General features: G+C 73.3%; 15 protein-coding genes. 7 read left to right on the forward strand and 8 right to left on the reverse strand.

Going from position 1 to position 18,623, the window contains the following annotated elements; genetic code table 11:
- Positions 1 to 4: 4 nt before the first annotated feature.
- From ADK52_RS36215 to ADK52_RS36230, 4 genes are all read left to right on the forward strand, one after another.
- Positions 5 to 946 (forward strand): fumarylacetoacetate hydrolase family protein, encoded by a 942-nt coding sequence (locus tag ADK52_RS36215; RefSeq protein ID WP_053694084.1) that lies wholly within the window; start codon positions 5 to 7, stop codon positions 944 to 946.
- A gap of 70 nt (positions 947 to 1,016) precedes the next feature.
- Positions 1,017 to 1,799 carry an Asp/Glu racemase gene (locus ADK52_RS36220; protein ID WP_324615956.1) on the forward strand — a complete coding sequence of 261 codons (783 nt, stop codon included), beginning with the start codon at positions 1,017 to 1,019 and terminating at the stop codon, positions 1,797 to 1,799.
- Between the two features lie 60 nt (positions 1,800 to 1,859).
- On the forward strand, positions 1,860 to 2,690 hold the full coding sequence (locus ADK52_RS36225; RefSeq protein WP_053694085.1) for a PaaX family transcriptional regulator C-terminal domain-containing protein: 831 nt from the start codon (positions 1,860 to 1,862) through the stop codon (positions 2,688 to 2,690).
- A gap of 192 nt (positions 2,691 to 2,882) precedes the next feature.
- A complete protein-coding gene (locus ADK52_RS36230) occupies positions 2,883 to 3,440 on the forward strand; it encodes a DUF3291 domain-containing protein (RefSeq protein WP_053694086.1) in 558 nt (185 codons plus the stop codon).
- Between the two features lie 43 nt (positions 3,441 to 3,483).
- Here ADK52_RS36230 and ADK52_RS42745 read toward each other — a convergent pair whose 3' ends face one another.
- The 8 genes from ADK52_RS42745 to ADK52_RS36270 all read right to left on the reverse strand — a co-directional run bounded on the left by ADK52_RS42745 (position 3,484) and on the right by ADK52_RS36270 (position 12,731).
- Positions 3,484 to 3,873: a hypothetical protein gene (locus ADK52_RS42745; protein ID WP_159046110.1), complete on the reverse strand. Its 390-nt coding sequence runs from the start codon at positions 3,871 to 3,873 to the stop codon at positions 3,484 to 3,486.
- A 107-nt stretch (positions 3,874 to 3,980) separates the two neighbouring features.
- Entirely contained in the window at positions 3,981 to 4,835 is an 855-nt protein-coding gene (locus tag ADK52_RS36240; protein WP_053694088.1) for a DMT family transporter, read from the reverse strand.
- Positions 4,836 to 4,927: 92 nt separating this feature from the next.
- On the reverse strand, positions 4,928 to 5,734 hold the full coding sequence (locus ADK52_RS36245; protein WP_053694089.1) for an ATP-grasp domain-containing protein: 807 nt from the start codon (positions 5,732 to 5,734) through the stop codon (positions 4,928 to 4,930).
- Positions 5,731 to 6,657 (reverse strand): ATP-grasp domain-containing protein, encoded by a 927-nt coding sequence (locus ADK52_RS36250; RefSeq protein ID WP_053694090.1) that lies wholly within the window; start codon positions 6,655 to 6,657, stop codon positions 5,731 to 5,733. The genes ADK52_RS36245 and ADK52_RS36250 overlap by 4 nt, the downstream gene beginning before the upstream one ends.
- Positions 6,658 to 6,786: 129 nt before the next feature.
- The gene (locus tag ADK52_RS36255) at positions 6,787 to 10,158 is read right to left on the reverse strand and encodes a hypothetical protein (RefSeq protein ID WP_053694091.1); all 3,372 of its coding nucleotides are present in this window, start codon (positions 10,156 to 10,158) and stop codon (positions 6,787 to 6,789) included.
- Positions 10,159 to 10,302: 144 nt separating this feature from the next.
- Positions 10,303 to 11,034, reverse strand: a complete 732-nt coding sequence (locus tag ADK52_RS36260; protein WP_053694092.1) for a zf-HC2 domain-containing protein — start codon at positions 11,032 to 11,034, stop codon at positions 10,303 to 10,305.
- Positions 11,031 to 11,636, reverse strand: coding sequence for a sigma-70 family RNA polymerase sigma factor (locus ADK52_RS36265; protein ID WP_053694093.1), 606 nt, complete (start codon positions 11,634 to 11,636; stop codon positions 11,031 to 11,033). Before ADK52_RS36265 ends, ADK52_RS36260 begins: the two co-directional genes overlap by 4 nt.
- Positions 11,637 to 11,735: 99 nt before the next feature.
- Entirely contained in the window at positions 11,736 to 12,731 is a 996-nt protein-coding gene (locus tag ADK52_RS36270; protein WP_053694099.1) for a DUF1996 domain-containing protein, read from the reverse strand.
- A gap of 124 nt (positions 12,732 to 12,855) precedes the next feature.
- Between ADK52_RS36270 and ADK52_RS36275 the strand changes: the two genes are divergently transcribed.
- The 3 genes from ADK52_RS36275 (at position 12,856) to ADK52_RS36285 (ending at position 18,384) form a co-directional block, all read left to right on the forward strand.
- On the forward strand, positions 12,856 to 13,599 hold the full coding sequence (locus ADK52_RS36275; RefSeq protein ID WP_053694094.1) for a DUF1838 family protein: 744 nt from the start codon (positions 12,856 to 12,858) through the stop codon (positions 13,597 to 13,599).
- A 274-nt stretch (positions 13,600 to 13,873) separates the two neighbouring features.
- On the forward strand, positions 13,874 to 14,221 hold the full coding sequence (locus ADK52_RS36280) for a CU044_2847 family protein (RefSeq protein WP_053694095.1): 348 nt from the start codon (positions 13,874 to 13,876) through the stop codon (positions 14,219 to 14,221).
- Positions 14,222 to 14,226: 5 nt separating this feature from the next.
- Positions 14,227 to 18,384, forward strand: a complete 4,158-nt coding sequence (locus tag ADK52_RS36285; RefSeq protein WP_234344396.1) for a trypsin-like peptidase domain-containing protein — start codon at positions 14,227 to 14,229, stop codon at positions 18,382 to 18,384.
- The last annotated feature ends 239 nt before the right edge of the window (positions 18,385 to 18,623 follow it).

An 18,623-nucleotide genomic window follows, 5' to 3' on the forward strand; every position in this document is an offset into this window, starting at 1 on the left:
CACCATGCGTCTGCTCACCTTCACCACCGGCGCCACCACCGGAGCCACCACCGGCGAGGGCGCCGCGCGCCTCGGCGCCGAGGCCGACGGCCTCGTCCTCGACCTCGCGGTCCTGGCCGACCACGCCGGCGTGGACCTCCCGCGCGACCTGCTCTCCTTCGTCCAGGCGGGCCCCGCCGCCCGGGAGGCCGCGACCCGCCTCCTCGACGCCTACGCCTCCGCGGACGCCTCAGCCCGCCCGGCCGGGGCCGTGCACCGGCTCGAAGAGGTCACCCTGGCCGCCCCGCTGCGCCCCGGCAAGATCATCGGCGTCGGCCTCAATTACGTCGAGCACGTCGAGGAGTCCAGCCGCAGCCTGGACACCGACAAGGAACTCCCGCCCCGTCCCGTCCTGTTCAGCAAGCCCGCCACCGCCGTCACCGGCCCCGGCGCGCCGATCCTGCACAACGGCGACCTCACCCAGCAGCTCGACTGGGAGTGCGAACTGGCCGTCGTCATCGGCCGCACCGCGTTCCGGGTGAGCGAGGAGGACGCGTACGAGCACGTCTTCGGCTTCAGCATCGTCAACGACATCAGCGCCCGCGACCAGCGCCGCTCCGGCCAGTGGTTCTTCTCCAAGGGACAGGACTCGTACGCGCCCTTCGGCCCGGTGGTGGTCACGGCGGACGAGATCCCCGACCCGATGGCCCTCGACCTCTCGCTGCGTGTCAACGGCGTCACCAAGCAGAAGTCGAACACCCGGCACATGCTGTTCCCGATCGCCCGCCTCATCGCCGACATCAGCTCCGGCGTGACCCTGGAGCCGGGCGACGTCATCGCGACGGGATCGCCGTCCGGGGTCGGCGCCGGCATGGTGCCGCCGGAGTTCCTGGTTCCGGGTGACACGGTCGAGGCGACCGTCGAGCGCATCGGCACCCTGGCCAACCCCGTCGTCGACGCCCGCTGAGCCCCGTTCGACCTGTACTACCCATACGCCCCGTACTTCCCGTACACCCCGCACGCCCCGAGGAGCACCCGTGCCGCCGCCCCGCACCTACCGCATCGGCCAGATCGTGCCGAGCTCGAACGTGACCATGGAGACCGAGGTCCCGGCCATCCTGCGCGCCCGCCAGGAGGTCCTGCCCGACGAGAGGTTCACCTTCCACTCCAGCCGGATGCGCATGACCCATGTGACCCCGGAACAGCTCAAGGCGATGGACGCCGACTCCGACCGCTGCGCGGTGGAGCTGTCCGACGCCCGGGTCGACGTGCTCGGCTACGCCTGCCTGGTCGCGATCATGAGCATGGGCCTGGGCTACCACCGCACCTCGGAGCAGCGCCTGCACACCCGTACGGTCGAGAACGGCGCCCCCGCACCCGTCGTCACCAGCGCGGGGGCCCTCGTCCACGGACTGCACACCATGGGCGCCCGCAAGATCGCCCTGCTCGCCCCGTACATGCGCCCGCTCACGCGGACCGTCGTGGACTACCTCACCCACGAGGGCATCGAGGTCCTCGACTACGAGGCCCTCGAAATCCCCGACAACCTGGACGTGGCCGCCCACGACCCGGCCAAGCTGCCCGGGCTCGCCCGCGCGCTGGAGTACGCGGACGCCGACGCGGTCGTGCTCTCCGCCTGCGTGCAGATGCCCTCGCTGGGCGCCATCGAGGAGGCCGAACAGCTGCTGGGCAAGCCGGTGGTGTCGGCGGCCGTCTGCACGGCCCACCAGATGCTGCGCGCCCTCGACCTGCCGGCGGTGGCCCCGGGGGCGGGTCATCTGCTCTCCGGCGCGTACGCGCGGACGCCGCTTCCGCAGTAGGGGCACGGGCCGCGGGGGGCGGCTGGATATGATCGCGACCGCGCACAACGGAAGGCGATCATGTCGGACAGCCCCCTCAGGCCCAGCTCGTTGATCAACACGGTCTACGGAGCGTTCCTGCGCCGCCTCGGCGGCTGGATCTCCATCGCGGACCTGATCACGCTGATGGGCGAGCTGGACGTCGACGGCCCGGCGGTGCGGTCGGCGATCTCGCGGCTCAAGAAGCGCGGCGTACTGGAACCGGAGCGCCGGGGTGCCACCGGGTACCGGCTCAGTCCGGCGGTGCACCCCGTCTTCGACGAGGGCGACCGCCGCATCTTCGCCAGCCTCGAACCCGCCGACCTGGCCGACGGCTGGGCCATGGCGGTGTTCTCCGTGCCGGAGTCCGAGCGCTCCCACCGCTACCAGCTGCGCACCCGGCTGACCTGGCTCGGCTTCGGCAACATCGCGCCGGGTGTGTGGCTGGCCCCCGGGCGGCTGCTCGACGACGCCCGGGTGATGCTCGTACGGCTGGGCCTCAGCGAGTACGTGCACCTGTTCGCCGCCGACTACGCCGCCTTCAGCGACCTGGCGCAGACGGTGAGCGACTGGTGGGACTTCCCGGCGATCCAGACCCAGTACGCGGCCTTCACCGACACGTACGCCCCCGTCGCCGCGCGCCTCGCCGCCGAGGGCGAGCCCGACCCGGCCGAGGCCTTCCGCCACTACGTGCCGCTGCTCACGCAGTGGCGCCGCCTCCCGTACCTCGACCCGGGCCTGCCGACCGAACTCCTGCCGGCCGACTGGAACGCGGTGGCGGCCCGCCAGCTCTTCCAGCAGCTCCACGCGGTCCTGCTGGAGCCGAGCCTGCGCCACGTCCGCGCGATCACGGGCCTGGAGGACACGGCCTGAGCGGTCGGCGTCCCGGCCCCGCAATGACCGGTACAAGAGGCCACTTGGACGGGGAAAACGCAACTTCGACAGGGGCCGCTGAGGCGGTTACCTTCACCTGGTCTTCGGCGATCGCCCACGGTCGCACAGGAGTTCCTCCGGACCGAGCCACCCGCGGGTCCGCACCAGACACCCCCGACCAGGGAGAGACGCATGCCCCGTCTTGCGCTGTACACGTTCGGCGTCCTGAAGTCACCTCTCGCCGATCCCGCACCTCTCACGCGCGAGTTCTACGAGATCGGTGAGGCCGTCTACCGGAAGATCAGTCAGTACCCCGGGTACCTGGCGCGTGCTGAAGCGGCAGGCGGTGACCGGGGCATGCTCTTCGAGGCGGACTGGGGCGCATGGGGAGAGTTCGCCGTACCGACCTGGTACGGCAAGGGCCGCACGGTGGAAACCACCGCCCTGGCCACGACCCTCTCACTCTGGACCGACCTGCGCCCCGCCTTCGACGCCGTCTACACCGGTCTGCACCGCGAGGCGCTGAACAGGCGCTACGACTGGTTCGAGAGGACAGGACACCCGAATTACGTCTTCTGGTGGGTCTCCGACGACGTGATACCCACCTGGCAGGACGGGGTTTCGCGGCTGGAACACCTCCACGACCACGGCACCGCGCCGCACGCCTTCACCTACCACCATCCGTTCGACCCGGAGGGGACCGCGACCAGGATCGAAGGCATCGGGCCGAAGGGCGACCGGGTCCGCTGACAAGGAAGCCCGAACGACCGGGTTCACCGTACCGAGCCGCGGCCTAAGGCAGCGGCGCGATGGTGTACTTCGGGTTGGGCGTCCAGTCCGGCGTCAGGCTGGGCCGCGGCGGGGCCGGCGGGGGGTGCGGGCCGCGGTTCGGGTTCTGCGGGATCTCCGGGGTGCGCGGCGGGGACGAGGACGTGATCGGCCGGGCACCGGGGGTGGCCGTCGGGTCGGGGGTCTCGGCCGGCTCCGAGGAGGCGACGGCGGGCGCGGGCGTCGGCGACGCGGCCGTCGGAGCGGCCGCCGGCGTCCCGCTCGTGCCCGGCGCCGGGGAACCGGACTTCTGCGGTGCGGGGGACGCGGCGCCGGTGCAGCCGGCGAGCAGCAGGGCGCCCACCAGCGCGGCGGTCACGGATATCGGCACTCTGCCGTGAGGGCTGACGCCCACGGACACCTCCTGGAACACGATTTCGGCCAACGCAACGCGCGGCGATCGTAGCCCAGCCCCGTGCGGACGACTGCCCGGCACGCTGCCCCGCACCCGCCGCCACCGCGTCAGGGGGCGCCCGTACCGGCCCGCGCGAGCGCGACGACACCCCCGCAGATCAGCGCCACGCCCAGCAGTTGGGGCAGCACCCACCAGCCCGACCGCAGGTGCTCCTCGTACAGGACCACGCCCAGTGCGACGCTGACGCTCGCGTCGCCGAGCGTCAGCGCGGGCTGCGAGGCGACCAGCGGCCCGCCCTGCATGGCGTGTTCGAGCAGCAGCAGGGCGCAGATGCCGGTCGCTCCGAAGGCGTACGTCTGCCACGCGGTCAGGAACCCGACGATGCCGTGCTCGGTCAGCACGTACACGGAGTGCTTCATCAGGGCGGCCGTGATCGCGTAGCAGACGGCGGTGGCCGCCCCGAGGCAGCCCGCCCGGGCGCGCCCCGGCGGCCGGCGCAGCCCGGCCACCGCCAGGGCGGCGACGAGGACCGCGCAGGCCGCGAGGGCCGGGACCCACCGGTCGACCGGCACGTGCGTCCGGTTCCCGGTGGGGGAGGCGGCGGCCAGCGCCACCCCGAGTCCGGCCACCACCCCCGCCACGGCCAGCCACAGGGCCCCCGGCAGCCGCCGCCGCGCCACCAGTGAGGCGATCAGCAGCGCGAGCGGCAGTTCCAGTACGAACAGCGGCTGTACGAGGACGAGCGCACCGGTGGCCAGCGCCGCGGCCTGTCCCACCCCGGCGGCGATCACGGCCAGGATCCCGGCGACCCACACGGGCCGTCGCAGCAGGTCGAGGACCAGCCCGAACCGGAAGCCCTTGCTCTGCGGAACGGTGAGCGCGGCCCGCCGCTGGAGCACGGTGGCCAGCGCATTGCTGAGCGCCGCGAACAGCGCGAAGAGGACCGGCAGTACGACGCCCATCCGCCGATCCTCGGGGCGCCCGCGGCGGCCCCGGTCCGCCGACACGCACCGACGGGCGGATTCACCCTGTCCGGTCCCCCGCCCCGGCGGGATCAGTCAAGGGCGGCGGCGGCCCGGTCCAGGGCGAGGGCCGCCAGGGCCTCCGGGGCGCCGGCCTGGCCCCGGATGCCGGGGAAGGCGTTGACGTCCACGATGAGCGGGGTGCCGTCGCCGGTGTCGATGAGGTCCACCCCGTAGACGTCGAGCGAGAACACCTCGCCGGTGCGGCGGACCACGTCCGCCCAGCCGGGCGGCAGTTCGGCCAGGGGGAGCGGCCGGGTCGGACCCCGGCCCTGCGGTGCCAGCTCGGAGCGGCGCAGGGCAGCGAAGACCCGGTCCCCGATCGCCCACAGCTTGTGGTCCCAGCCGCTGTTGGGCGCGAACTCCTGCACCACGACGGGCTCCTGCGGCCAGGCGTCCGCGAGTTCCCGCAGCCGGGCCCCGTCGTCGACCCGGGCGACCAGGTCGTGCCGGCGGCTGTGCCGGCTCTTGACCACCAGGGGCGAGCCGCCGAGCGGTGCGCCGGCCGCCCAGGCCGCGAGGGAGCCGTAGGTACGGGTGGCCGCGAACGGCAGACCGCCGCGCAGGGCCGACTCCGCCATCAGCGTGCGGTCCTGGCAGAGTGCGGTGGCCGCGGCCGAGTTCAGCACCGGGGCCCCGCGCCGCTCCAGCTCCCGCGCGAGGTCCAGCTCCCGCGGCGTGCGCGCCTTCAGCAGGTATACGTCGGCCAGGTCCGCGGGGGCTGCGCCTCCCGCACCCGGATCCAGCGACTCCACCCGGTGCCCGGCGGCTTCGAGCAGCGCCGTCGCGGCGGCCAGCAGCGGATGCCCGGGCTCCGGCGTGATCAGGCAGATCCTCACAGGGCGGCCTCGCCGGCCCGGGCGGCCGCCGGCGTCGCGGACGCCTGCGCCGGGATCGACAGGGGCAGTCCGCGGGCCGGCGCGGGACGGGCCGCGGCCGATGCCGCCGGGCTGCCCGTCCGCGCCAGCCCCAGCACGGCCCGGCCCACCCGGGCCGCCGCGTCAGGGACCTGACGGAAGCTCGGGAAGTCGTTCACGTCCACCACCACCGGCCCGTCCGGACCCAGCAGCACGTCCACCCCGTACAGGTCGAGCCCGTACACCGCCCCCACCTGCGCGGCGATCGCCGCCACCTCGGCCGACAGCGGCACGCGCCGCTCCCGCACCGCCGGATCCGGGTGCAGGGGCGAGCAGCGCTCGGTGGCGAAGAGCTCCCCGCCGACCGCGTACACCTTGATGTCGGTGCCCGAGTTGGCCACGTACGGCTGGGCGATGAGCATGTGCTCGCCCGCCAGCTCCGGCAGCAGCGCTTCGAGCTCCCCGGGCGCGGACACCAGGTGCACGGCCCGACCGGAGCTGCCGTCCGCGGGCTTGACGACGAGCGGGTACTCCGCGGCGGGCATCTCCCGCAGCAGTTCCGGCCGCGCCACGGCGTACGTCGGCGGCATCGGGAGCCCCCCGCTCCGGCCAATGGCGGCGGCCAGCGCCTTGTCCCGTACGCCCCGGATCGAGCGGGCGTCGTTGACGGTGGTCATGCCGGCCGCGGCGGCGGCTTCGAGCAGGGTCAGCCCGGGACCGCCGGAGACCGTCTTGAGCACCCAGGCGTCGTGCGTGCCCGAGGCCACGACCTCGCCCATGCGCAGCAGCGAGCCGCCCGGCCGCACCACGTCCACCTGGTGCCCCCATGCGGTCAGCTGCCGGATCACCTCGTTCGGCATGCCGTCGTGGCGGTAGTGCTCCTCCACCAGGAAGCAGAGCCTCATCGACCTTCCCCATATTCCCCGGACGTCCGCCGATCCCGTCCGGCGAGTTGTGACGTCACAGGATGTCATGGAGCGCAATGTGATGATCGGTCCGGTTGGGGAAGGGTTCGCCGAGGCTCCGCCAACCGGTCACTCGCGGTGCGTGAACACCACCAGTGCCGCCTCCCGCACCTCCTGCTCCGTATGCCGCCTCAGCCCCCGCAGCACCGCACACCACTCCGGCGGCCAGCCGCAGCGCCGGCCCATCGCCGCGGTGAGCGCCACGGCGAACAACCCCGCCACCGGCGCCCCGTCCCGCGCGAGCCCGCGTACGGCCTCCAGCACCACGGCGGGGTCCCGGACCCGGTCGCCGTGCCAGTTCCCGTCGCGCAGCGCGTTCGCCGTCGCCGCGGCCAGCCAGGGCCGGCCCGCATGGGCCTCGACGAGGGAGTCCAGGGCCGCCCGCAGCTCCGGCAGGTCCGCGCGCAGGTCGACCGAACGCCGCAGCAGCGCCACGCGGGCCGTGGCCAGGGCGGATTCGCCGGCGAGCTGCCGCACGAGGGCGTCGCGCAGTTCCCCGTGCTCCGCCGAGACGCTCAGGACCAGGAACCGCACCCGCTGGAGCGCCGGGAGGTCCCGCTCGGTCCCGGCCTCCGGATCGTCACCGGAGCGTACGGCGGCCAACAACTCCTCCACGGTGCGGTGGAACTGGCTCCCGGGCTCACCGCCACCGGCGGGGTGCGGCAGCCGCGAGGCGGCGATCTTCTCCAACGCCGTGGCCGCCGCCTTCCAGCCGGGGTCCGGCGCCAGGTCGCAGACGGCCCGCCGGACGGGGTCCGCCGCCTCGGGCGCGTAGGCGACCCAGTCCGGCAGCGCCGCGATCGCGAGAGCGGCCACGGACCGGTGCGGGGAAGCGGCGAGCAGCGCCATCAGCCGGGCGTAGCGCGGCCGGTGCCCCTGCGCCACCGAGAGCGTCGGGGTGCGGGCGATCACCTCCCCGGCCTCCCGGGTGCCGGTCGCCGCGGCGGCCTCCAGCAGGTTCCAGACCTCCCCGGTCCCCAGGAGTCCGATCGCGAGGCTCACGGCGGCGGTCACCACATCGGGGTGGCTGTCGGCGTCGGCGGCGATGCGCTCCAGCAGCGCCGCGGCCCGGCGGGGCGGCAGGAACCGCGCGGTCAGCCGGACGGCCTCCTTGCGGCTGGTCACCTTGACCCCCGACGGCGTGCCCAACAGCCCGTCCAGCAGCTCCGCGAGCCGCGTCGGCGCGGTCGCGGCCGCGGCCCGCCCGGCGGCGTACACCGCGACGCGGGCACGGTCGTCTCCCGCGTGCGCGAGCAGGTCGGGCAGGACCGCCGCCGGCTCCGCCGTCCGGGCGGAGGCGGCGAGCGCGGTCTCCGCGAGCACCGTGTCCGCCGAGCGCGCGTGCCGTCGTACGAGCTCCAGCCCGTGGTCGGGGATCCGCGCCGCACCCCGGAGGATCCGGGAACGCTCGTACTGCGCCCGGGACTCGTCGCCGACGGCGACCTCGGCCAGCCAGGCCGCCTCCTCCAGCTGGCGGGGCACCCACCGCCCGGCCCGGTCGAACCGGGGGAGCGGCCGTACGGAGCCCTCGCGCAGGAACCGGCCGTACGGCGGGCGCGCGGCGAGTACGCGGTCCAGGAGATCGGTGCGGTGCGCCGACAGCACCTCCAGTACGGGCGCCAGTGCGACCGCGGACGGCTGCTGCTCCAGCAGCGCGGCCACCCGCTCGCCGCGCGTCGCCGGATCCGCCAGCCAGACCCGGGCGAACACGGGGAAGTGCCCGTCGGGGCACCGGGTCCGGGCCGCGTCGAGCATTTCCTGGAGCTCCGGCAGGCGGTGGCCGCGGTCGCCCAGGTGCCTCGCGAACGCGAGCAGCGGCCCGTACTCGCCCTTGGCCGCCCGCATGTCGAGCCAGGGACGCAGGACGTCGAAGACCTGCCGCGCGCGGCCGGGCGCCAGCACGCTCCCGTACGAGCCGTGCACGAGGCAGCCGGTACGGGCGCTGAGCCCGTGGAGGGTGCGCAGCGCCCAGTCGAGGAGTACGGAGGAGGGGGCCGGGGTCTCCAGTACGGCGGACACCAGGCGTTCCAGGGCCGAGAAGGTCTCCGCGGAGCAGTCGCGGGCCTCGGCGGCGTCGGTGGCGATCCGGTCCAGGAGGGCGACCGAGGACTCGTCGGCCAGCAGCGCCACCGGCACCCGGGCCAGAGCGGACAGCGCGGCCGCGCGCACGGGGTCGCGGTCGTTGCGCAGCCGCAGCACCATCAGTTCGAGCACCTCGCCCAGCGCTTCGGCGTCGCGCGCGTGGACCGCGTTCTCGACGAGCCGCGGCCAGGCCGCCCTGCGGGTGTCGGCGTCGGACCGTCGCGTCGCGGCGAGGAGTTCGGTCCGGGCTTCGGCGACCGGTAGGTGCGCGAGCGCTTCGAGGAGCCGCTCGACCGGCAGCGCTTCGCGGCGGGCGCGGTCCGCGTGGCGCCGCGCCGCGGCCTGGCGGCGCTCGCGCGGGAGCACGGCCAGGACGGGATCGGGAACCAGCCCGTCGGGAGCGGGGGCGTGCGCGATGGCCGCGTCGTGGAACTGCGCGCGCCGGCCCGGAGGCAGCGCCTTCAGCAGGGCGGCCAGGTACGCGGGACGCCCCGCCCAGCGGCGGCCGAGGTCGGGCAGGGACGGCGGATCGGCGCGGACGAGCTGCCGCAGCCGGGACGGCGGAGGGAGGTACTCCTGGTACCCGTCCGTCCGTTCGGGGGCGGTCAGCCAGCGTACGAACCGCTCCGCGTCCGCGGCGATCAGATCGCCGACCCGGTCCTCCAGGGGGCCGGGCAGCCGGCCCGGCCCGTACTGCTCCAGCAGCCCGAGCACGCGGTCCGGGGCGGCGGGCAGGGCCGCGGCCACGCCCGCGGCCTGGCCGTGCCACCAGCGGGCGCGCAGGTTCTCCGGCAGCTCCGCCAGTTCGCTCGCCGCCTGGTCCAGCACCGGGCCGGGATGGCGGCGGCCCAGCCGGACCCGGTGCGTGGCGGCGTGGGCCAGCTCCGGCAGCAGGGCGGAGACGAACTCCGGCCCGCAGGCCGGGAGCAGGGAGGCGGCCTCGGCGTCGCCCCACTGGGCCCGCACGACGGGCACCAGCCGCTGCGCGAGCGCCCGGCGCGAGCCCCGGAACACGGCCCGGGACAGCTCCCGGCGGATCTCGGCGGAGGCGTCGTCGTACGCCGCTTCGATCGCCTCGTCCGGAACGGGCAGCGTGCGCACGGCCCGGTGGGCGAAGGAGCGCACCACGGGGTCCGGGTCGGCCAGCCGCTGCGCCAGGTACCCGGTCTGCCGCCCCGCGAGCGCCGCCAGTGCGGCCAGCCGCCGCTCGTAGCGGCTCCGGCCGGCCAGCTCGGCCAGGACGCCGGTCAGTTCGCCGGTACGGGCGAGGTCGCGGGCGGTGGTGGCGAGCAACCGCATCCGGTCGGCGTACGGGAGCGGATCGAGTTCGGCGAGCAGGCGTTCGACAGGATGTGGCATGGGGCCAGTGTGCCGACCGGGGCCGGTGGGGAGAAAACGGATTACGCGCAGGTCACGTACGGCACGGAGCCCGGGCGGCCGTCGACACGGCCGCCCGGGCTCCGTCCGGGTCGGGACCGCCGGTGGCACCGGCGGTCCCGGGGGTCACACCGGCATGGGCACCGACACGAACCGCTTGCCCGACTCGTTCTCGACCACGACCTCCTTGACGTCGGCCGGGTCCACCGCCGCCGAGCCGTCCAGCGAAGCGCCCTTGCCCTCGCCGTTCTGGCTGCCGACGACCCAGCTGCCGGCGGAGGTGCGCTTGCCGTCCTTCCCGACCACGATCAGCATGCAGCGCTCGCCCGGCGGGATCCCCGCCACGGCCGCGTGCACCCGGACCCACTTCGCCGCGGGCGTGACCTGTACGGTCATCCGCGCGCTGGTGCGCGCGTCGGTCGCCGAGGCCACCTTCGTACCCGCCGGCGGCGGCGAAGGCTGTGCCGAGACCGACGGCGAGGGCGCCGGCGGCAGGGCGACCTGCTCGCCGTCCGCCGAGCCCACCTGCGCGCCGGCCCAGAACACGGCGGCCAGCGAGGCCGCGGCGGCCAGTCCCGCGATGCCCCATCGTCGGCGCCGATCGCCCGCCGCCTCGCCCCGCACCTGCCGCAGCGTGCGCTGGAGCAGCAGGTCACCGCCCTGTGGCGGTCCGTCGAGGAAGGCCTCCGCAGGCACCTCGCCCAACGCCGCTTCCATCTCGCGCAACGCGGTCACCTCCTCTCGGCATTGCACGCAGCCGCTCATGTGCCACTCCACCCGGCGGACCTCCTCCGCGTCCAGGACGCCGAGGACGTACGGGCCGAGCAGTTCCTCCTCCTCGTGCCGCTGCCGGTTCATGCCACCACCTCCCGCAGTCCAGCACCCTGCCGGGGCGGCCTGCCCATTCGATTGCCCGCCCGGCCCTCCGCGGCCCCGCCCTGGCGGAACACCTCGCGCAGTGCCTTGAGCGCGTAGTGCGCGCGTGATTTGACCGTGCCCGCCGGGATGCCGAGGCTGTCGGCCGCCTCGGCCACGCTCAGCTGGCGGTAGTACAGCTCCTTGAGCACGTCCCGGTGTTCCGGGGACAACTGGTCGAGGGCCCCCAGCACGGCCATCGTGTCCACGATGGAGTCCGCGTGGTCCAGCTCCACCGGGGGAGCGGCCGCCTCCCCGGAAACCTCCGCGGGGCGGGCCGCCTTGGCCCGGTACCGGTCGGTGATGATGTTGCGGGCCACCGTCAGCAGCCAGCCGCGCACCGAACCCTTCCCGTTGACCAGCACCTCGGAATGCCGCCAGGCGCGGATGAGCGTCTCCTGGACGACGTCCTCGGCGGTGGCCCGGTCTCCGGTCAGCCGGGTCGCGTACGCGAGCAGGGCATGGCCGTGCTCCTCGTACACCGACCTGATCAGTGCCTCATCGGTCGATCCCCGCCGTGTACGGGGCCACAGTGGTCCGGCCATCTCACCCTCTCCGTCTTCCTCGCCCATCTGGTGCGGTCAGAACACGCGCCCCGGCGGGCCCTGGTTCATGTGACCCCCGTCACTTCGAACGGGTGGCGCTCAGGTGCGGCAGGCGCGCCCCTCGTTGAGGCAGCCGACGACGGCGGCCATCTGCGCGTCCGTCATGGCGTCCACGAACATGGCGTGGTCCGTCTTGGGGCTGTGCCGCTGCTCGGGGAAGGAGTCGACGGCGACCGCCACCCCCGGCGGCACCTCGTACGCGAGGGAGATGCGCAGCTGGGGGACGGCGAACGTGCCCTGTGGGCAGACGCCGTTGGCCGCGGGGAAGCCGAGGTGCGCGCGGTGCCCCGGGCTCTCGGTGTCCAGTCCGTTCCAGCAGCTGGGGAAGACGAGCGTACGGGTGAGGCGCTCGCCGGCGGGGCAGCGCGGGTAGCGGGTGGTGAACCGGTCCGGGGAACCGGAACAGCCCCAGCGGGCCCGTACGTCCGCGTCGCTCGGCGCGGTGTACGCCACGGCGTCGCCGGTCATCGCGCGCAGGAAGCGCGGCATCGGCACGACCTTGCCCACCGGGTTGCCGCGGTACTCCACGGAGACCGCCGCCTCGGGCAGGATCTCGCCCGTGTTGCCGTGCCCGGCGGAGCTCTCGTGCGGGTGGCTGCCCGCCCGGTCCGTCCGGCGCAGGACCGGCCAGTAGTACGTGGACCGGTCGCCGCCGCGGCAACTGGTCGCGGCGGCGGCCAGGGAGGCGTTCGTCGACATCGCGTCCGTGGTCAGGTTCCCCACGTACGCGTGGGTGTGGTGGGCGCCCGAGCGCAGCCCCGGCGACACGACGAGGTTGTCCTCGTTGTAGTGGCGCTCCTCGTTGCGCCCGCAGTCCACCGTCACGGTGCCCGTCGAGGCGTCGGGTCCGGTCGCCGACGGTTCGCGGGGGCCGGGCGGTACATCCTGTATATCCACGTAATCCCGGGAGTTCATCCCGGAATGGGCGGTTCCGTCGGGACCCGCCACCCGGGTGGCGCCCAGCACGGCGGCCGTCAGCCCGATGCCGAGCACCAGGCAGACGAGCAGTGTGAGCAGTCGGCGTTCGTTCACCATGTGGGTCACGGTTGCCGCTGCGTGCCGCACCGTCAACTTGGTGTCCCGCATGTCGGCCAGGGGTCGGCCCCCGAGGGGCTCGTGAGCTTGCCCCGGCGCCGGGGGACCGCGCAAAGTAGCCGGCATGACACCCGCTGAACTCCTGCACGCGTTCGCCCGTACCCGCGCCTCCCTCGACGGCGGCGAGGTGACCTTCTGGTGGTCCGGGGACATCTACTCCTGGGCCCCGGGCCAGCCGTACCGGCGCCTCTTCGGCTTCGAAGGCCTCAACGTCTCCCGGCTGGTCGAGGACCCGGAGAGCGACGGCTTCCAACTGCTCACCAGGGAGGCCGCGTTCTACCTGGATCCACAGACCCGGGAGATCCTGGAGACCTGGGAGGACAAGCCGGTCGTCCACGTCTGGAACGATCCGGCCAACCTGAGGCTGCGGCCCTTCCCGGTCCCCCTGACCGAGCTCGGGGACCAGGTCTGCTTCAGCCTGGAGATCCCGCTCGCCTATCCGTCCCCGCTGCCGGTCGCCGACTACCCGCTCAACTCCGCCGACGACACGTACCGGGCCCTGGAGCTCTTCCAGTTCTTCGCTCCGGGCACGGTGCTGACCACCGACGAGCCGAGCGTCCCCTGCACCATGTCCTGGACGCGGATGTCCCCGTGGCTCCCGTGGATGGAGCAGGGTCAGCGCCCCGGCGGCCTCACCTTCCACTGCCGGGGCCGCAAGCTGGGCTCGTACGCCGAGGTCCCGGAGCGCACCCGCGCGTACATCGCGGCCCGCCACCCGGAGTACGCCCACGCGCCGGAGAAGTGGACCGAGCCCAACGAGACGAGCTGGACCTACTTCCGCACCCACCACGGCTCCCCGCCGCTGTAGCGGACCCGGGCGGCGGCCGCTCCGAAGGGCCGGTGACCTCGGACGGGCAAGCCCCGGGATGCGGCACGTGACGGATGCGCCGATGATGGTTACGACCGGTAGAGGGCCCGTACGCGAGCGTCGACCGCATGGGCGGCCGGCAGGCCATCGTCCTCCCGCTCGCTACCGGGTGCCTGCGACCCCACCGCGTGTTCCCCTCGGCTGCCGGGTGCTTCGACGCCCTTCGTCCCGAGGGCCGGCGGCCGCGGTGCGTTCCTCAGGCGGAGGAGGAGTTGTGGCACCTCTGGCACGGATTCCCTTGGACGGCGGGGGCAGTCTCCTGATCGAGGCCCCGGCCGGGCTGGAGGGGCCGGTGAAGGCCGGCCGTCTCGGCGAGGCGATCCACCAGCTCCCGGAGACCCTGCAAGAGGCGCTGGTGCCGGTCACGGAGGCGGCGCGCGTCACGCTCGAACAGCTGCGCAAGGCCCGGCCCGACCAGATCGTCGTCGGTTTCGGCGTCGACCTCGCGGTCGAGGCGGGGGCCGTGATCACCAAGACCGGCGCCCAGTGCCACCTCAACGTGACCATGACGTGGACGCGGAAGGATCCAGACCCTCCGGATCCGCACGAGGGCGGGGGCTGATCCCCGTGGGCACCGCTGCGCCCGGGTCGGAGCGGGACGGCAGGTCGTGGCTGCCGCCCGCCGTGGCCCAGATCCTGGGACCCGACGGACAGGTGGCCGGGGCGGGCTTCCTGGTGGCGGAGGACATCCTGGCCACCTGCGCGCACGTCGTCACCGCGGCCGGCTCCGGGCCGGGCGCGAGCGTGCAGCTGGTCTTCCCGCACGCGGCCGGCGCACCCCGGGCCGAGGGGCACGTCCTGGAGGAGGCCTGGCGGGCTCCCGAGGCCGAGGACGTGGCCATCGTGCGACTGAGCGCCGCCCCGGCGGATGTCGAGGCGCTGCCGTTGGGCTCTGCGGCAGGTTGCCGGGACCACCACGTGCGCTCGTTCGGGTTCCCCGCCCAGGCCCCGCCGGGAGGCCACTTCGGCTTCGGGGTGGCCGGCGACCTGCTGCCGGCCGCCGAGGGCAGGGGCGAACACCTCCAGTTGACCGCCGCGAACGACCTGACCACCGGATTCAGCGGCGGTCCGGTGCTCGACGAGGTGACCGGCCTGGTCATCGGCATGCTCACCGAGATCGCCGCCCCGGACGCCTACGAGCGGGGGCAGGGCATCGCCTACGTCACCCCCGTCCAGGTGCTGCGGGAGGTCTGGCCCGGCCTGGCCGAGCAGGACGTGTGTCCCTACCAGGGGCTGGAGGCGTTCACCGCGGACGAGGTCCGGTGGTTCGAGGGCCGGACGGACGCCGTGCGGCAGGTGCTGGCGAACCTGGCGCAGCAGCAGCGGCTGACCTTGTTGCTGGGGCCCTCGGGCTCGGGCAAGTCGTCCCTGGTCGAAGCCGGGGTGCTACCCGCGCTCGCAGCCGGTGAACTGCCGGGAAGCGACCGGTGGCTCCCGGTCCTCGCCCGGCCTCGGGAGGACCTCCTGGTCGAGATCGAGCGCGCCGGCCTCCCCGAGGCCACCACACTCGGCATCGCCGCGGCCGTCACCCGCAAGCTGCAGGCCGAACCCTCGTACCAGCGCGTCGTCCTGGTCGTCGACCAGTTCGAGGAGCTCCTCGCCCAGTCCGCCGCCGGCCCGCAGCACGAGCGCCGGCTGGCCGCCACGAACCAGATCACCGAGGCGGTCCAATCACAGGCCGAGCTCAGCGTCATCCTGATCATGCGCGACGACTTCTACCCCCAGCTGGCCGCGCTGGCCCGCATGCTGGAGGCGGCGATGCCGGGTCTGCTCAACGTGCCGAGCGCCCTGAGCCGGCAGGACCTGCACGACATCATCACGCTGCCCGCGCAGGACATGGGGGCCCGGTTCCAGCACGGGCTGCCCGAGCAGATCATCAGCGACGTCCTGGCCATCACACCGGAGCAGGGGTCCGCCCGCCAGGCACCCGTCACGGTGCTGCCCCTGCTGGAGCTGACGCTCAGTCAACTGTGGCAGCGGCGCCAGGACGGGTACCTCACCCACGATGCGTACCGGCGGATCGGCGGGGTCACCGGCAGCCTGACCACGTTCTGCGACACGGCCCTCAACCAGCTGCCTCCGGAACACCGGCCCATCGCCCAACGGATCCTGACCTCCCTGGTGCGGCCGGCGGACATCGCCCACCACATCCCTGCCATCCGCGCCCAGGTCCCGCTGTACGAACTGCGCGAGCTGGCGGCGGACCCGGACGCCCCGCCCGACGGGGGTGAGTCCTTCGACCAGGTCATGGCGGCCCTCACCCATCACCGCATCATCACGACGCACACGCCCCGCACTCCCGGCAGCCCCGAGGTCCCGGCCGGGCCGCCCGTCGCGGAACTGATCCACGACGCACTCATCCAGGACTGGGGAACGCTGCGCGAGTGGGTCAGCCAGGACCACCGTTTCCGGGAGTGGTTCGAGCACACCCGTGAACGGCGCGCGCGCTGGGTGGAGGGCAGCAACCCCGGGGACCTGCTCGCGGGAACGGCACTTGCGGAAGGCCTCGAATGGTCGCACCAGCGGCATTTGCCCGCCGATGTCGCAGCCTTCCTCACCGCGAGCCAGGAGCGCCAGCAGGCCGTCATCCGGCGCAGCAGACGCCTCAACATGATCCTGGCCGCGCTGCTCGCCCTCGCGCTCGTGGCCGTGGGAGGAGCCGTCTGGCAGTGGCGGACCGTTGCCGCCCAGCGCGAGGAAGCCCTGTCCCGCCAGCTCGCGGCGAAGTCGGGTGCCCTCATCAGTACGAACCCGGACGTTGCCTCGCTGCTCGCGGTCCAGGCGTACCGCACCAGCCGCACCCCCGAATCCGTCGAAAGCCTGAACAACGCCGCAGCCTTGCCGCTCACGCGGCGTTTTTCAGGCCAACATGTGGGCGAGGTGAATTCGGTTGCGTTTAGTCCGGACGGGCGGATGGTGGCCACTGGAGGCGACGACGGCACGGTGCGGTTGTGGAATCCGGAGACGGGTGAGGCCCGGCCGCCGCTGAAGGGCCATGACGGCGGGGTGACTTCGGTGGCGTTCGGTTCCGATCGGAGGACGCTTGCCAGTGGGGGTGTAGACGGCACGGTTCTGTTGTGGAATGTGGAGACTGGCGAGGTCCGCCGCAAACCCCTGAAGGGTCATGACGGTGGGGTGACTTCAGTGGCGTTCAGTCCGGATGGGCGGACGCTCGCGACCAGCAGTGGTGACGGCACGGTGCGATTGTGGAATGCGGAGACGGGTGAGGCCCAACCGTCGCTGAAGGGCCGTGTCGAAGACGTGACTAAGGTTGCGTTCGGTTCTGGCGGGCGAACCCTGGCCACTGGCAGCGCGGACGGCACCATCCGTTTGTGGGATATGGAGACCCGTGAGATTCGCCGCGGGCCGCTGAACGGTGACGGCGGGGCGGTGTGGGCGGTGGCGTTCAGCCCCGATGGGCGGACGCTCGCCACCGGCAGTGACGACGGCACCGTCCTGTTCTGGGACACGGAGAGCGGCAAGGCCGTTCCCGAAACGGCTGCCGCCCACACCGACGCGGTGTTTTCCGTGGCGTTCAGTCCCGATGGGCGGACGCTCGCCTCGGGCAGCGCCGACAACACCGTGATCTTGTGGGACGCGGATGCCGGAACGGTCCACGCCACGCTGGCTGGCCATACCGACACGGTGTATTCCGTAGCGTTCGGCCATGACGGGCACGCTCTTGCCAGTGCGGGCAAGGACGGCACCGTGAGGTTGTGGGATGCCGCCGCTGACAGAACCTTGAACGGTCACACCAACACGGTGCGGTCGGTGGCGTTCGGTCCCGATGGGCGCACCCTTGCCAGTGCCAGCGACGACGCCTCTGTGCGGTTGTGGAACATCGCCAGCGGCAAGGATCTCGCCCCTCCGCTGACGGCCGGCACGGGGACGGTGTGGTCGGTGGCGTTCAGCCCCAAGAAGGACGTTCTCGCGACTGGCCATGATGATGGCAAAGTGCGCTTGTGGGACTTGGCCACCCGCAAGGTTCGCACCCTGGAGGGTCATGGCGGAGCAGTGTTCACAGTGGCGTTCAGCCCGGACGGCGCGACCCTGGCCTCCGGCGGCCTTGATGCCGAAGTGCTGCTCTGGGACGTGAAGACCGGAGGCGTCCGTGACAGGTTTAAGGGCGACGCCGACATGGGGGTGAGCTCGCTGGCATTCAGTCCCAAGGGGGACGACCTCGTCGTCGGCAGCACCAACAGCTCAGTGTGGTTGTGGAACGTGTCGTCCGGCACCAAGCATGAGCTGACCGGGCATGACGGACCGGTCTATTCGGTTACATTCCGCCCCCAAGGGGACATCTTCGCCACCGGCAGTAACGACAGCACTGTGCTGCTGTGGGATGTGAAAACCCGCAAGGTCCGCGCTAGCCTGACCGGCCACACCGACCAGGTGAATGCGGTGGAGTTCAGTCCTGACGGAAAGACGTTGGCCAGTGGCAGCGCCGATGCGACAGTGCGGCTATGGGCTGTGGACAGCGGTAGGACCCGTGCGACCTATCCCAATAATGGCGTCGGGGTAGAGGCAGTGGCGTTCCGCCATGACGGGCGCGTCCTCGCCACTGGCGACGACGGCATGTCGGTACGCCTGCGGGGTGTCGCCCTCTTCCGGCCTGCCGCCGCCATCCAGAAGATCTGTCGGGCTGTCGGCCGCAACCTCACGGCCAAAGAGCGTGCGGCGTATCTGCCGGACCAATCGGTCGGACCCGTCTGCTCCTCCCGCTGATGCCGCGACGCGCACGACGCTGATCAGGCGGTCTTCCGCACGGCCGGTCCCGTAGTCCGGGACCGGCCTTTCGGCTGTCCGGTTGTCCGGGTTCGGGGGGTTCGTGCCTCCTTGCTCAGGGCCTGACCCGCAGGCGGCGCTCGACCCTGTCTCGCCAGGCGATCCGGCCGCGCCGGATGGGGCACCCCTGGGGCCGGTGCGGCGGGGGCGGGGGGTAGGGTCCGGGGGAGGTGTCAGGG

The organism is Streptomyces sp. WM6372 (assembly GCF_001279655.1).
Taxonomy (GTDB): domain Bacteria; phylum Actinomycetota; class Actinomycetes; order Streptomycetales; family Streptomycetaceae; genus Streptomyces.